Raw genomic sequence first — 13,216 nt, 5'->3', positions numbered from 1 at the left:
ATTTGCTTCATGAATATGCAAAAAGACAGACGCATTCGCATCTGTCAGATTAAGTGTTTTGTTCAAACAGGTTATACCACTTGATGGCATCCTCACGTAGTAGCTTAAAATGGGCGCCTGTCTCTGAATTGGTCACGTACACATCTGCACCATCATAGCTAACATCAAACGTTTGGGCGCATATCCCTTGAAATAGGGTCACATAAGGTGTGGAAGCGGTCTTACCTGCATAGGCGGTCGCGTTGGCTCGTTTGATGGCGCCAAAAATAAATTCCATTTCATCTTGACCGACATGTTGTAGGAAGGAGGCATCTTTTGATTCCGTTCCAAGGAGTGCCAAGTCATGAAAAATGACATGACGTTGACTACTTAATTTGTCGTGAATTTGTTCACCCAATTCTTTTCCATACAACAACTTGGGTTCATGATACGTCAAGGAGACGTTCTGACGATGGGCCGTTCCGTTTTTCATGAACGTAAAACTGTAGAGTGGATACTCGTGACCCGGTACAAGAACCGAAGGGAGTTGCGGAGCTGTTTTGGCTCCGAACATTTGTGAAATATGCGCTTCTTTCGGTCGCAATACTTCTTGATAGTCATTTTGATCTCGGCTCGTATAAATCGCGTATTGTAACACCTCATCAGACTTTTCTGTCCCGAGCCCGAGTGACAAATAGGGATGCCTTATTGATTCGACAGGAATGACGAGGCGGTCTTTGGCTTCGGACGATGTAAAGGTCAGTTCAAATTCACCACTGAAAGGCATCGTGATATGGAAAAGTGTATGCTCGATCCCTTTTCTTTCTGGATAGGGCTCATTACCTATCGGCTTTTTCATCTCTTGTGCGAAATGCTCATATTCATGGGGCTCAGCAAATCGGAATTTCGGAACATCCGGATAAGGTTCGGCCGTATATTGAACATCGTTTAAACTTTCAGGAAGCGTGTTAATTTCGGTGGCATATGTGACGGAATCGAGTTGACATTGGACATATGATTTATTTTCGACAGTGAAAAAAGTTGCGGTTGGAAAAGAAGATTCGGTGGCGGCATCAGTCAACGGTTGGTTCAATGTGACCGTCCCGAGCCAATGTCTTTCACCACTTGGAATTCTTTGAATCGCGTTGTCAGGCTGACATAACTCGATAATCGCTGCACGATCCGATTCGGGCATTTCAATTTGTTGTCCGTTTGGTAACAGGGCACGTCCTTGATAATATTCAGGAGCGGGTTGGAGTCGGAGTGCGCGTTCTTCCTCGCATCCGAATAAGAAAAACAGGATGACGAGGGTACTGAAAATCAGGTACTTTTTCACATCGGTACTCTCCTTCGATGAATCACTTTCACCATTCTAGCACCAATTTTTTGTGACTTTAGTCTTAGGAAAATTAATTTGTTATTTCGAAAAAAAATCAAAAAAACCGTCCAACTTGAACTGGACGGGGGATAAAACCATTTATGACTTATTTTTACTTTTTAACTTTTTTTGTATGTCGATTTTTGACGAAAAAACGTTGATATTACGAGACATTGAAAAAAGCCGATTATTCTTCTAAATTATCACTTTATAATTCAGTGGGATTTATTTGATGAAGTTTCCTTCAATCAACATCTCGACCGCGTGCCGACTTCAAAATTTCGAACCATTCTTCACGAGTGAGGTCGATTTGAAGGGCGTCGACTCCTGTCTGAACGCGCTCAATTTTTCCGGATCCGATAATCGGCATAATGTTCGCAGGGTGTTTGACGAGCCATGCATACACAATCGAGTCAATTCCGCTTGCATTGTGACGTGCACGAATTTCCTCGAGTTTTTCACGAAGGGGTGCATACTGTTCATCTTCGAAGAGTTGACCACCGGCTAGTGGACTCCAAGCCATAAGTGGCATTCGTTTTTCGTGACACAAATCGACCGATCCATCCTCAAAATGTTTCAATTGCATCGGAGAGAGTTCGAGTTGATTCGTCACAAGTTGGAATGGAAGGCGAGATTGAAGCAAGTTCTGTGTAGCCGGAACATGGTTAGATACACCGAACTCACGTACTTTACCACTATCGCGCAAGACGATGAAGGCTTCGGCCACTTCATCCGGATTCATCAGCGGATCTGGACGGTGGATGAGTAATGTATCAATGTGGTCAATGGCCAACTCTTTTAACGAACGCTCTACTTGCGCGATGATATGCTCTTTTGTCGTATCGTAATAATTGAGTGTTTGACCTGGGTTAAATGACCCCGTCAATTTAATTCCTGTCTTTGTGACGATCTCCATTTGGTCTCGGAGTTCAGGCTTTAACTTTAAGGCTTCTCCAAATAAACCTTCACATGTGTAACCGCCATAAATGTCTGCATGGTCGAATGTCGTGATGCCAAGCTCGAGACATTGTTCGATGAATGTGAGGCGTTCCTGTGGGGTCATGTCCCAATCAGCGAGCCGCCACATCCCATGGACGATGCGTGAGAATGATAATTCTTCTGTCAAAGCGATACGTTGCATTATAACTCCTCCTTGGTTGTCAGTCGCTCTTCATTATACGTCTTACGAGAATGGACGTCACTTGTCACCTACTCAAGCAGTTTTGGCGTCAAATGAGCTTGTATGCGCTATGATGAGAGGGAAGAGAAATAGGAAAGAGGCGTGACAGATGAGTGACTATGAACAATATGCGGACGTCACCTTCGAACAGGTGGGTGACTCGTTTCAGGTAGCCTCGATGCACCCAGATCTTCGTTTACATGGGATTGGACGAAGTGCGGCCGTGTTTCGTTTAAAGGAAAAGGATCGTGTCATTAAAGTGTTCTTTCCAGGTTATGAACAAATCGCAACCGAAGAGGCAGCAATCTATGAAAAACTTAAGGGACTCCCTTACTTTCCGAAGTGCTATGATTCTGGTCCGTCATATTTAGTGATGGATTACATCGAAGGAAAGACGCTGTTTGAGTGTCTGACGGAAGGCGTCTGGATTGACCCTTCTTACATCGAGGTAGTGGATGAAGCGCTTCGACAGGCACGTTTACTAGGACTGACACCATCGGATGTCCACTTGCGTAATATCATTTTGACGCCAAACGGACAGATATTCTTGATTGATTTGGCACGCTTCAGACAAGGGCAACAAATCGATCATCAGTGGGAAGACTTGAAACGAATGTATCGATTATATCGCTATCGTTTCATGCCGAAACAATATGACGAGACATTACTGAATCGAATCGCTTACTTGTATCGCAGGTTCGTGAACGATCCGGATTCTTGAGCCGGGTCGTTTTTCTTTTATCGATTAGGGAACAGGAGTAACGTGTCCGAAATTGCAGAAGAAACGAAAGGGGAATGATGTATGGCTCATCGTATCTATGCGAACGAACTCGAAATGCTCCACGAATGTGTGGAAACGTGCAACTATTGTCTGGAATCTTGTTTAGAAGAAAAAGATGTACAGATGATGGTTGATTGTATCCGACTGGATCGGGAATGTGCCGCTGCCTGTGCGTTTCTTGCGGAAGCGATGACGCGTGATTCGGCATTCGTTCCTGAACTCGCGCGAGCGTGTGCAGTCATCTGTAAAGCATGCGCACAGGAGTGCGGGAAACATAAGCACGCACATTGCCAGGAATGCGCAAGAGTTTGTACAGAATGCGCCTCAATGTGTGACCGCTTGGCCGCATGATTTGAGTGACCGGTTGATGGGACCGGTCACTTTTTTCGTGTCTTTTGAAGAGGGGATTCGTATAATGAAAAAAACGAAAAGGTGGTATGGGGATGATTCGCAATTGTCGACGAGATGATCTTCAAATGATTTTACATATTTACAATGATGCGATTGTAAACAGTACGGCCGTCTATCACTATCAACCGGTGACACTCGAGAATCGAGTGGCATGGTATGAGGAGAAGAAAGAGCAAGATTGTCCAATCATCGTATGGGTAGAGGATGACGTCGTCATGGGGTTTGCGACGTTCGGTCCGTTCCGTCCGTGGCCAGCGTACCATTATACGGTTGAACATTCTGTATACGTGCATCCCGGTTACCGCGGGAAAGGCATTGGCAACAAACTGTTAAAAGAAATCATCCGTATCGCCGAAGTGAGAGGAATGAAAACGGTGATTGGTGGAATTGACGCATCGAACGTGACGAGTATCCGTGCGCATGAAAAAGTTGGATTCGTTCATTCCGGTACGATTCGAAATGCCGGATATAAATTCGGCAAATGGCTCGATTTATCGTTTTATCAACTTGATTTAGAAGGTCCTGCATCGCCTACCGAAGAGTGAACGGTCTAGAAAGATGGAGCCACCATACGATATACTGGAACGAGTGAATCGAATGGAGGAAATAGAATGACTGAGTACCCGAATTGCCCAAAATGCCAATCATCTTATGTGTACGAGGATGGCCCGTTGCTTGTATGCCCAGAATGTGCCTATGAATGGTCACCGAGTGAGGCGGCAGAAGCAGAAGCAGCGTCACAAATCAAAGATGCGAACGGAAACCCGCTTCAAGACGGAGACACTGTCACCGTGATCAAGGATTTGAAAGTGAAAGGAACCTCGCTTGTCGTCAAACAAGGAACGAAAGTGAAGGGGATTCGACTCGTGGAAGGTGACCATGATATCGACTGTAAAATCGAGGGACTTGGTGCGATGAAACTGAAGTCGGAGTTCGTGAAGAAAATCTAAAAAAGTGTTTCGGCGAGTTGCCGAAACACTTTTTGTATTACGAGAAGAACGGTTTGTACTCGCGACGTTCATGCATGATGGACACCCATTGAAGCGTCGTGAACTCTTCGAGTACCCATTCACCGTTGAAGCGTCCGAGACCAGAGTTTTTCTCGCCTCCGAACGGCATGTGCGGTTCATCGTTGACCGACTGATCGTTGACGTGAATCATGCCAGTTTCGACTTTTCGTGCAAAATTGGTTGCACGGTAAACCGAGCCATGAACGGCACCGCTCAATCCGTACGGTAATTCGTTCGAAAGACGAACAGCCTCTTCGTCATCTTTAAACGAAAGGATGACCGCGACCGGACCGAATATTTCGTTTTTCGCGAGCGGCATGTCATTCGTGACGCCACTGAGGACGGTCGGTTCGAGGACGTTGCCGTCCGCTGTCCCGCCAGTATGAACGGTCGCACCGGCATCAACCGTTTTCTCGATTTGGTCTAAGATGCGATCGACTTGATCGTGGTCGATGAGCGGGCCGACTTGCGTATCTTTTTCATTCGGGTCACCCGCTTTCAACTGTTTAACGCGCTCGACATAGCGCTCCACGAATTCGTCATGAATCGACTCGGCGACGAGGATTCGGTTCGTCGACATACAGATTTGTCCTTGGTGGAAGAACTTGCTATAGACGGCTGATTCGACGGCACGGTCGAGGTCGGCATCATCGAGAACGACAAACACGTTATTCCCACCGAGTTCAAGTGCTGTTTTCTTCAACAAACGACCTGCCTTTTCCGCAATCCCTTGACCGACCTCGGTCGAACCTGTGAACGAGATGAGGCGCGGGATTGGGTGTTCGACGATGGCGTCCCCGATTTCAGACCCTCGTCCGACGACAACGTTGAGCACACCTTTTGGAAGTCCTGCTTCTTCGAAGAGGGATGCGAATAGGAGACCACCCGTGACTGGTGTCGCCGTAGCCGGTTTGACGACGGCCGTATTCCCCGTCGCGAGAGCTGTCACGATTGAACGGACAGCCAAGTGGAACGGGAAGTTCCATGGGCTGATGATGCCGATGACCCCAAGTGGTTTGCGATATACCCGGTTCTCTTTATTCGGAACGATCGAAGGTTTGATGAGCCCGTCCATACGGAAAGGGAACGTCGCGGCTTCTTTGATGATTGCCATTGATGCAGCGAACTCACTCTCTGCTTTGATACGTGTACTACCGGACTCTTTCACGAGCCAGTCGACGATAAAGTCTTTGTTGTCCATCGTCAGCTGGGCAAACTTCTCAATCAACTCACGTCGTGCTTGTGGAAGCATGTCGGCCCAGTCCGTCTGAGACGCTTTCGCTGCTTCATAAGCACGATTCAAGTCCTCTTCATCCGCTGATTGAATCGAGAAGAGAGTCTCGTTCGAGAATGGATTGACGTTGTCGATCGACTTTTCACTTGATCCATTTACCCACTCACCATTGATGTACATGTTCGTAAAATCTGTATGCATATTTGAACACTCCTTTGTTTTTTCTTCACCATAAGAAGTATTCACTTGTTTTAGAAAAATAAACATATCAATGTATTGGATTTGGTAAACTTGAATCAAGTAAATTCAACAAGTTTAGGAGCAGACGATTAAAACTTGCTGTGTGAGTTTATTCCTCTTCGTGCCTTGGGCATTTTTTGTGGCGGCAATGGATTATGTATGGGGTTTTCCATTTGGATATTTGATTGTACCGGTGATCATTTGGTGGGTAACAAAACAATCTTTGAGGCATTTGCAAATACGCTTTGTATTAGCTTTCTTGCTTGGATCGTATGGTGTGTCGGTTTATTTGGCCTACTTGTTTGAGAACGATTGAGGATACTTCTTCAAGCCGTTAACGCTCAGTGGGGTTGTTCACGCATGGTCGGTCGCGATATTGATTGGGGTACTCGTGATATTGATTAATTATGGAGCTCAAAAATAAAACCAGTCATCTAATAGACATTGAGAGGGGGATACGGCATATCTCCCTTTTTTGATGTTCGTTTCTACTTCCTGTACAGTTAAGACGAAGAGAGGGGTTAGAAAGAAATATGAAACGTTATGAAGCGATTTTATTTGATATTGATGACACACTACTAGATTTTAAACAAAGTGAACATGTCGCCTTGGAACAGTTACTTGCATCCTACAACGTCCGGATGACGGATGAAGTGAAGTCGCGCTATGTCGACATCAACACGGACCTGTGGCGTGCGTTTGAGCGCGGCGAAGTGGACCGGGAAGAAGTGCTCATCGGTCGTCACACGAAACTGTTCGATTCGCTCGGTCTCACGGTCGATGGACCATATGTCGAACAGCAATATCGAGACTATTTACATGCAGGCGTGCACATGGTTGATGGTGCTTTGGAGGTCGTGCGAAAGCTGAGCAACGATTATCCGCTCTATATCGTCACAAACGGTGTGACGGAGACGCAATTCAAACGGTTAGAGTCATCTGGACTATTGCCGTACTTCCAAGATGTCTTCGTATCGGATGCGACCGGCTCGCAAAAACCGATGAAACCGTTTTTCGACTACGTCTTCGACCGAATCCCGAATGTAGCGCCAGAGAAAGGTTTGATTATCGGTGACTCGGTCACGGCAGACATCGCCGGTGGGCGGATGTATGGTTTGGATACGTGCTGGTTCAATCCGAACGAAGTGGCTGCGACGATTGAGTCAACGTATGAGATTCGACATTTAAACGAGTTGAAATCGCTACTCTAAGTTCAAGCTGGATTGAGTGAATGAGTTGGCAAACGGTTCGGGAGTTGAGCGAGTATTTCCGGATAAAGCGTGACGTCTTGTAGACGGTCAAGCTTTATCCAACGATAAATCAGGTGATCTCCTTCAGGTCCATAAAAGTCTCCGTCTTGGAGCGGGAGGTCACCGTCTACATAAAAGTACAGTCCAATCTCATGAAACGGCTGATTGTTGTACGTAAATAAGTTCTCGTGCACGAAAGCGAACGTGGTATCAGTCACGTGCATGTTCAACTCTTCATGTAGCTCGCGTGCGAGGGCGGTTGCGGCTTCTTCACCGAGCGTGACGCGCCCCCCGGGTAATGCCCAAAAGTCATCTCGGATGTTTCGGTGAATCAATAAGTGACCGTCTTTCACAAAAATACCAGCAACGCGGTAATTGAAAACGCCGTGTTCAGTAGGAAATACGAGATCCATCTATATCACTTCCAATCATTGTAATCTGTTCTAGTATACCTGAAGGAGGGATCATATGTTTCAACCACATACGCAATATCGAGATGAAAATTTTCGTGACGTGACACTCCGTGACGAAGTGTTGTCACACGTCACGTTCGAGAACTGTCGCTTCACATACGTCGATGCGACGGAACTACAGACGGAACGCTGTCAGTTCATCAACTGCGACTTCACGGATTCAAAATGGAATGCGTCCCGTCATGTCGGGAGTTCATTTTTAAACTGTCAATTCCATGGTGCCAATTTGTTCATGAGTGAGTTTGAGCAATGTAAAATGACGGGATCTTCCTTTGAGGAGAGTCAGTTTGAAGGCGTCCGGGTAACGGAAGGGGATTGGTCATTCGTCAACCTTCGTCACGTGTCGCTCAAGAAGATGGATTGGTCCCACGTTCGTTTGGTCGAGGCGGACCTGTATGGAACGGACTTGACCGAAACGGTTTGGCATCAGGCGGACTTGTCACGGGCGACACTTCAACATGCGGTGTGCCGTGGCGCCGACTTCAGAGGAGCACTTGTCGACGGGGTTGATTTTTCGAACGTGACGTTACAACAAACAAAACTAGACGCGATGCAGGCGATTCAAGTCGCGCGCTCATTGGGGGCGATTGTAGAATGAAACCAGAACAAATCATTGAACAGTTGATTGCGTTCGCAAAAGAACGTGAGCACATTCGAACGGTCGTCTTGAACGGCTCACTCGTCAATCCGAACATCCGACCAGACCCGTACCAGGATGTCGACCTTGCCTTTTATGTGGAAGACGTCCGAGCGGTTGCGGCCGATCGCTCATGGATTGACACATGTGGAGAGGTCTTGATCATGCAGACACCTGAAACGGCTGATTCCGGACGACATGTAACGTTTTTAGTGCAATATGTAGACGGACATCGGATTGATTTGACGATTCGGAGTGTGGATCAACTTGAAACCATGCTCGAAGTCGACTCGCTCAGTCAAATTATCTTTGACCGAGACCGTTATCCAGTCGTCACGCCTTCTGACCTGTCGTATCGCGTGAAACGTCCGTCTGCTGACGAGTATGCGGCATGTTGGAATGAGTTTTGGTGGGTGTCACTTTATGTTGTCAAAGGAATCAAGCGACACCAGGTGTTATACGCGCTCGACCACCTCGATATCATGCGGAATATGCTCCGTCAGATGATGGAGTGGAACATTGGCTATGCGACGGAATTCTCCGTGAATCTAGGGAAGTCCGGTGACGGGATCCGCGACCATTTGCCAGAAGAGTTATGGGAGATGCTCACGGCAACATACGCTTCAGCTGAGTTGAGTGCCATTGAAGATACACATGATCGGTTGCAGTCGCTCTTCTTCTTTTGTGCACAACGTGTCGCCGAACAAGGGGATTTCGTGTTTCGAGAAGAGGAAGCCAGACGCGTTCGTGCCGCATGTGCAACACTTCGACATTCAAACGATTAATGACGGCGAGAGCCGGGAAACGCTCCTTATAGAGAAAGGAGCGTTTTTTCATGAATCCATACACGACATTTATTGCCCTACTTGTTGGGAGTCTGGTCCTCTTTGTCGGCATTCGTCTAAAGAAATGGCCGATCATTCTGGTTGCGATGCTTCCCCTTGGTCTTGTTGCATTTAATATGTTTTTACTCATCACGGGACGATAGGAAGATTTTCACTTGTCTTTTTGATAAATCGATTTGATGAAGAAGGCACTCGGTAACAAAATACCGATGGCTCCTTCGATGATAGCGAATAATCGGGTTAAACCGACCGGTAACAAATCACCAAAGCCAATCGAAAGTAAAGTGACACCGCTAAAATACAATAAATTTTCCCAAGTCGGTTCGACGGCATTCATGGATTCGAGTGAAGTCACGAGAATGACTGAATCACGAGACAGTGCATAATAAATCAATGTGAATCCTAACATGACACCGAATAGGCTGACGAACAACTGAGTGAACAATCTTCCATCAAATCCTGTTTGCTTGTACGTTCGACGTTTGAAAAACCAAAATACGTTCAAATTGATGAACAGTAAGGCAATCGTCAATAAAATGGTATTCAATCTCTACACATCCTTTTCAGTACGAACAGAGTCACTTACCCATTCCCGTAACGAAGAATAGGAAACGGAATCAGAAAAGGTTTGCAATTGATGAAAAGATTGATAGAATGTGGTCGAAGACGACTGAATTTCATAATGTTTGCCACTAGGGGAGTCGCGTCACGCGGCTGAGATGGACATGGTCCAGACCCTTCGAACCTGATCTAGTTCACGCTAGCGTAGGGAAGTGGGCGAGACGACTCATATGGCTTCACCTAGATATGATTGTTCGAGACGCCGCTTCCGTTATGGGAGGCGGCGTCTTTTTTATCAGTTTATAAGGGGGAGTTATTATGAAATTTACAGATCACTTACGTCAAGAGGCGGATGGATTGTTTGAAGCAAGCTTTCATCACCCATTTGTTCGTTCACTCGGAGAAGGGACGCTCGATGAGAAGAAATTCAGACATTACGTCATGCAAGACTCATACTATTTGAATCAGTTTTCAAAAGTGCAGGCCAAAGGGGCAACCCTCGCTCCGACGATGGAACTATCGAGCCGCTTTTTGACGCATGCGCTACACACGATTGAGGCGGAACTCTCCCTTCATCGAGAGTTCTTTACGATGCTCAACGTGACGGATGTCGAATTGGCGACATTTGAGCCAGCACCGACCGCTTATGCATATGCCCTTCATATGCAACAGGCAGGACCGACTCTCGGGGACGTATTGGCGTCAATCCTTCCGTGTTATTGGGTGTATTACGAGATTGGAGAACGTCTTAAAGACAAGCGTCCTGATCATCCGATTTATTCAGCTTGGATTGCGACGTATGGTTCGGAGTGGTTCCGTGAGCTGGTGGAAGAGCAAATTGATCGGTTGGATGAACTGGCTGGTCAAGCGACAGAAGAAGAGCGCGTGCGCTATACGAAACTATTCTTGAAGAGTTGCTATTACGAAGTCGCTTTTTGGGAAATGGCTTGGACGCTTGAGTCGTGGTCATTGTCGCAGGAGGTCAACCAATGAGACATGAGATTTGGAATGAGATTCGACAGCAGGCGCCATTGATTCACAATATCACGAACACGGTCGTGGCGAACTTTTCGGCGAATGGATTGCTCGCCATCGGCGCCTCTCCTGTCATGGCGGATGCAATCGAAGAAGTAGCGGAGATGACATTCGTGAGCGATGCGCTCGTACTTAACATCGGTACACTTGGAACGATGACGGAAGCGACGATGATTCGCGCAGGTCAGGCTGCGAACGAAGCGGGATGCCCGATTATACTCGACCCGGTCGGTGTCGGAGCGACGTCATTTCGACGAGATGTGGTCGAACGCATTTTGCGTCATGTTCGTGTATCGGTCATTCGAGGGAATGCAGGAGAGATTGCGACATTGATTGGCGTCGATTGGGCGGCTCGTGGTGTCGATGCTGGTGACGGTGCATGCGAGCCTCGACAATTGGCGCTTGAAGCAGCGAGACGATACGGATGTGTCGTGGCCGTGACAGGAAAAGAAGATATGGTAAGTGACGGGAACGTCGTTATGGAAATACATGGCGGGACGAAACGCATGACCGAGACGACCGGTACGGGATGTTTACTCAGTGCAGTGGTCGGGGCTTGCTTAGCAGTCGAAAAGAACACCCTTAAAGCGACGGTGACCGCCATGTCAGGCTACGCCTATTGCGGTGAGTTGGCGAGTGAACGGGCTGAAGGACCGGGAGACTTCCCGATTCACTTTTTAAATGCGCTCCATCAATTGGCACAGCATACCATCCCGACGAATCGAATTGAGGTGTCGACATCATGAGACCTCAAGTGTTGACGATTGCAGGATCTGACTCAGGAGGAGGGGCCGGTATTCAAGCCGATCTTAAAACGTTTCAAGAACTCGGTGTATTCGGGACGAGCGTGTTGACTGCGATTACAGCCCAGAACACACTTGGGGTCCATGGGATTGAAGCGATTTCCACGGAAATGATTAACCAACAAATTGAAGCGGTAGCGGATGATTTTAACATCACCGCTTGTAAAACCGGGATGTTGGTAGACGCTGAACGAATTGAAGCGGTAGCGAAGGGGCTCGAACGATATCATTTCGAACATGTAGTAGTCGATCCTGTCATGGTGGCGAAAGGTGGCGCTTCCTTGCTACAGGAAAGTGCAGTCGAAGCACTGCGCACGAAGCTGCTACCACAGGCGACCATCGTGACCCCAAATATTCCTGAAGCAGAAGTGCTGGCAGGAATGGAAATTCGAACCGAGGCAGACCGCATGAAAGCCGCACAGGCGATTCGAGCACTTGGTGTCGATACCGTCATTATCAAAGGTGGGCATACGGATGATGTGGAGGCCGTTGATTTGATTATGAGCGAGACTGAAATGTTCTGTGTAAAAGCACCTAGAATCCAAACGAAAGATACGCACGGGACGGGATGTACGTTCTCTGCCGCATTGACGGCCGAACTAGCGTATGGGAAGACACTACGCCAAGCCGTCGTAGATGCGAAGCAGTTTATTCATCAGGCGATTGCACATGGATTATCGATTGGACAGGGGCATGGACCGACGAATCATTGGGGACATCGTTTAGCGAAAGAAGAGGTGATTACCGTTGACGTTCTGTACGAAACAAGCGCTCGCTAAGCAGCTTCGCCTTTATTTTGTGTGTGGAACGACGGACGCGTCCGATTTGGTGGCGACCGTCAAAACGGCACTTCGATGTGGTGTGACATGTTTTCAATTTCGCGAAAAAGGTAAAGATGCATTGTATGGAGATAAAAAAGAAGCGATGGCAAGGACGCTCCAACGTCTGTGTCGAGAAACGGGTGTTCCGTTCATAATCAACGACGACGTCGACTTGGCGCTCGCGATTGACGCGGATGGCATTCACGTCGGACAAGACGACTTACCTGCCAAACAGGTTCGAGAACGGCTAGGACCAGATAAATGGTTGGGGGTGTCTGTCCATACGATGGAGGAAGTCAGAACGGCTCTTCCATTTGCAGATTATGTCGGCATTGGTCCGATTCATGAGACGCAAAGTAAACTGGATGCAGGACATGTGCGTGGCACGGAACTGATTCAACAAGTTCGCCATCACTATCCACTGCTTCCGATTGTGGGGATCGGAGGTATTCGTCCAGAGCATGTGCCTTCAATCATTCGTGACGGGGCAGACGGCGTTGCCGTCATTTCTGCCATTGCTTCTGCACCGGATGTAGCAACGGCTACCCGGCGTTTCGCTTGTCTCTGAATTCATTTTT

General features: G+C 47.4%; 17 protein-coding genes and 1 riboswitch. Of the genes, 12 read left to right on the top strand and 5 right to left on the bottom strand.

The features are described 5' to 3' along the window. Window positions 1-49: 49 nt before the first annotated feature. Window positions 50-1,315 (bottom strand): hypothetical protein, encoded by a 1,266-nt coding sequence (locus tag Q9R25_RS10055; RefSeq protein ID WP_214690364.1) that lies wholly within the window; start codon window positions 1,313-1,315, stop codon window positions 50-52. Window positions 1,316-1,601: 286 nt separating this feature from the next. Continuing rightward, window positions 1,602-2,498: an aldo/keto reductase gene (locus Q9R25_RS10050; protein WP_214690365.1), complete on the bottom strand. Its 897-nt coding sequence runs from the start codon at window positions 2,496-2,498 to the stop codon at window positions 1,602-1,604. A gap of 148 nt (window positions 2,499-2,646) precedes the next feature. Between Q9R25_RS10050 and Q9R25_RS10045 the strand changes: the two genes are divergently transcribed. The 4 genes from Q9R25_RS10045 to Q9R25_RS10030 all read left to right on the top strand — a co-directional run bounded on the left by Q9R25_RS10045 (window position 2,647) and on the right by Q9R25_RS10030 (window position 4,679). Further along, window positions 2,647-3,258: a serine/threonine protein kinase gene (locus tag Q9R25_RS10045; RefSeq protein ID WP_074035436.1), complete on the top strand. Its 612-nt coding sequence runs from the start codon at window positions 2,647-2,649 to the stop codon at window positions 3,256-3,258. A gap of 81 nt (window positions 3,259-3,339) precedes the next feature. After that, entirely contained in the window at window positions 3,340-3,669 is a 330-nt protein-coding gene (locus Q9R25_RS10040; RefSeq protein ID WP_012727586.1) for a four-helix bundle copper-binding protein, read from the top strand. Window positions 3,670-3,761: 92 nt separating this feature from the next. After that, a complete protein-coding gene (locus tag Q9R25_RS10035) occupies window positions 3,762-4,274 on the top strand; it encodes a GNAT family N-acetyltransferase (RefSeq protein WP_031421949.1) in 513 nt (170 codons plus the stop codon). Window positions 4,275-4,340: 66 nt separating this feature from the next. Further along, a complete protein-coding gene (locus Q9R25_RS10030; protein ID WP_031421951.1) occupies window positions 4,341-4,679 on the top strand; it encodes a zinc ribbon domain-containing protein YjdM in 339 nt (112 codons plus the stop codon). Window positions 4,680-4,716: 37 nt separating this feature from the next. Here the strand turns inward: Q9R25_RS10030 and Q9R25_RS10025 are convergent, their stop codons facing one another. After that, window positions 4,717-6,174 (bottom strand): aldehyde dehydrogenase family protein, encoded by a 1,458-nt coding sequence (locus tag Q9R25_RS10025; protein ID WP_311283103.1) that lies wholly within the window; start codon window positions 6,172-6,174, stop codon window positions 4,717-4,719. Between the two features lie 572 nt (window positions 6,175-6,746). Between Q9R25_RS10025 and Q9R25_RS10020 the strand changes: the two genes are divergently transcribed. Next, window positions 6,747-7,424 carry a YjjG family noncanonical pyrimidine nucleotidase gene (locus tag Q9R25_RS10020; protein WP_214690367.1) on the top strand — a complete coding sequence of 226 codons (678 nt, stop codon included), beginning with the start codon at window positions 6,747-6,749 and terminating at the stop codon, window positions 7,422-7,424. A gap of 2 nt (window positions 7,425-7,426) precedes the next feature. Here the strand turns inward: Q9R25_RS10020 and Q9R25_RS10015 are convergent, their stop codons facing one another. Continuing rightward, window positions 7,427-7,876 carry an NUDIX hydrolase gene (locus Q9R25_RS10015; RefSeq protein WP_074035444.1) on the bottom strand — a complete coding sequence of 150 codons (450 nt, stop codon included), beginning with the start codon at window positions 7,874-7,876 and terminating at the stop codon, window positions 7,427-7,429. A 55-nt stretch (window positions 7,877-7,931) separates the two neighbouring features. Between Q9R25_RS10015 and Q9R25_RS10010 the strand changes: the two genes are divergently transcribed. From Q9R25_RS10010 to Q9R25_RS10000, 3 genes are read left to right on the top strand one after another with little or no spacing between them, the layout of a single operon-like run. Continuing rightward, window positions 7,932-8,534, top strand: coding sequence for a pentapeptide repeat-containing protein (locus Q9R25_RS10010; protein WP_214690368.1), 603 nt, complete (start codon window positions 7,932-7,934; stop codon window positions 8,532-8,534). After that, entirely contained in the window at window positions 8,531-9,358 is an 828-nt protein-coding gene (locus Q9R25_RS10005; RefSeq protein WP_214690369.1) for an aminoglycoside 6-adenylyltransferase, read from the top strand. Before Q9R25_RS10010 ends, Q9R25_RS10005 begins: the two co-directional genes overlap by 4 nt. 50 nt (window positions 9,359-9,408) lie before the next feature. Next, window positions 9,409-9,561 (top strand): hypothetical protein, encoded by a 153-nt coding sequence (locus tag Q9R25_RS10000; RefSeq protein ID WP_012727577.1) that lies wholly within the window; start codon window positions 9,409-9,411, stop codon window positions 9,559-9,561. A gap of 8 nt (window positions 9,562-9,569) precedes the next feature. On the opposite strand, the gene Q9R25_RS09995 is transcribed toward Q9R25_RS10000, so the two are convergent. After that, complete coding sequence (locus Q9R25_RS09995; RefSeq protein WP_311283102.1) at window positions 9,570-9,965, bottom strand: ion channel; 396 nt, start codon at window positions 9,963-9,965, stop codon at window positions 9,570-9,572. 137 nt (window positions 9,966-10,102) lie between these two features. Further along, a riboswitch (TPP riboswitch) is annotated at window positions 10,103-10,207 on the top strand. A 90-nt stretch (window positions 10,208-10,297) separates the two neighbouring features. Between Q9R25_RS09995 and tenA the strand changes: the two genes are divergently transcribed. From tenA to thiE, 4 genes are read left to right on the top strand one after another with little or no spacing between them, the layout of a single operon-like run. After that, window positions 10,298-10,972: a thiaminase II gene (gene tenA, locus Q9R25_RS09990; RefSeq protein ID WP_159563096.1), complete on the top strand. Its 675-nt coding sequence runs from the start codon at window positions 10,298-10,300 to the stop codon at window positions 10,970-10,972. After that, window positions 10,969-11,760: a hydroxyethylthiazole kinase gene (gene thiM, locus Q9R25_RS09985; protein ID WP_078147811.1), complete on the top strand. Its 792-nt coding sequence runs from the start codon at window positions 10,969-10,971 to the stop codon at window positions 11,758-11,760. Before tenA ends, thiM begins: the two co-directional genes overlap by 4 nt. Next, a complete protein-coding gene (gene thiD, locus Q9R25_RS09980) occupies window positions 11,757-12,596 on the top strand; it encodes a bifunctional hydroxymethylpyrimidine kinase/phosphomethylpyrimidine kinase (RefSeq protein WP_311283101.1) in 840 nt (279 codons plus the stop codon). Before thiM ends, thiD begins: the two co-directional genes overlap by 4 nt. Beyond that, on the top strand, window positions 12,565-13,206 hold the full coding sequence (gene thiE, locus Q9R25_RS09975) for a thiamine phosphate synthase (protein WP_074035455.1): 642 nt from the start codon (window positions 12,565-12,567) through the stop codon (window positions 13,204-13,206). Before thiD ends, thiE begins: the two co-directional genes overlap by 32 nt. Window positions 13,207-13,216 lie beyond the last annotated feature (10 nt).

Source organism: Exiguobacterium sp. BG5(2022) (assembly GCF_031844365.1).
Classification (GTDB): Bacteria; Bacillota; Bacilli; order Exiguobacteriales; family Exiguobacteriaceae; genus Exiguobacterium; species Exiguobacterium profundum.
The sequence above is the reverse complement of the archived record's forward strand: the minus strand, read 5'-3'. Positions and strand labels throughout refer to the sequence as shown.

Coding starts and splice junctions, on each gene's coding strand:
- Q9R25_RS10030 (WP_031421951.1), top strand. CDS start 4,341: ATGACTGAGTACCCGAATTGCCCAAAATGCCAATCATCTTATGTGTAC.
- Q9R25_RS10035 (WP_031421949.1), top strand. CDS start 3,762: ATGATTCGCAATTGTCGACGAGATGATCTTCAAATGATTTTACATATT.
- thiD (WP_311283101.1), top strand. CDS start 11,757: ATGAGACCTCAAGTGTTGACGATTGCAGGATCTGACTCAGGAGGAGGG.
- Q9R25_RS10040 (WP_012727586.1), top strand. CDS start 3,340: ATGGCTCATCGTATCTATGCGAACGAACTCGAAATGCTCCACGAATGT.
- Q9R25_RS10015 (WP_074035444.1), bottom strand. CDS start 7,876: ATGGATCTCGTATTTCCTACTGAACACGGCGTTTTCAATTACCGCGTT.
- Q9R25_RS10000 (WP_012727577.1), top strand. CDS start 9,409: ATGAATCCATACACGACATTTATTGCCCTACTTGTTGGGAGTCTGGTC.
- Q9R25_RS10010 (WP_214690368.1), top strand. CDS start 7,932: ATGTTTCAACCACATACGCAATATCGAGATGAAAATTTTCGTGACGTG.
- Q9R25_RS10005 (WP_214690369.1), top strand. CDS start 8,531: ATGAAACCAGAACAAATCATTGAACAGTTGATTGCGTTCGCAAAAGAA.
- tenA (WP_159563096.1), top strand. CDS start 10,298: ATGAAATTTACAGATCACTTACGTCAAGAGGCGGATGGATTGTTTGAA.
- thiM (WP_078147811.1), top strand. CDS start 10,969: ATGAGACATGAGATTTGGAATGAGATTCGACAGCAGGCGCCATTGATT.
- Q9R25_RS10045 (WP_074035436.1), top strand. CDS start 2,647: ATGAGTGACTATGAACAATATGCGGACGTCACCTTCGAACAGGTGGGT.
- Q9R25_RS10025 (WP_311283103.1), bottom strand. CDS start 6,174: ATGCATACAGATTTTACGAACATGTACATCAATGGTGAGTGGGTAAAT.
- Q9R25_RS10050 (WP_214690365.1), bottom strand. CDS start 2,498: ATGCAACGTATCGCTTTGACAGAAGAATTATCATTCTCACGCATCGTC.
- Q9R25_RS10020 (WP_214690367.1), top strand. CDS start 6,747: ATGAAACGTTATGAAGCGATTTTATTTGATATTGATGACACACTACTA.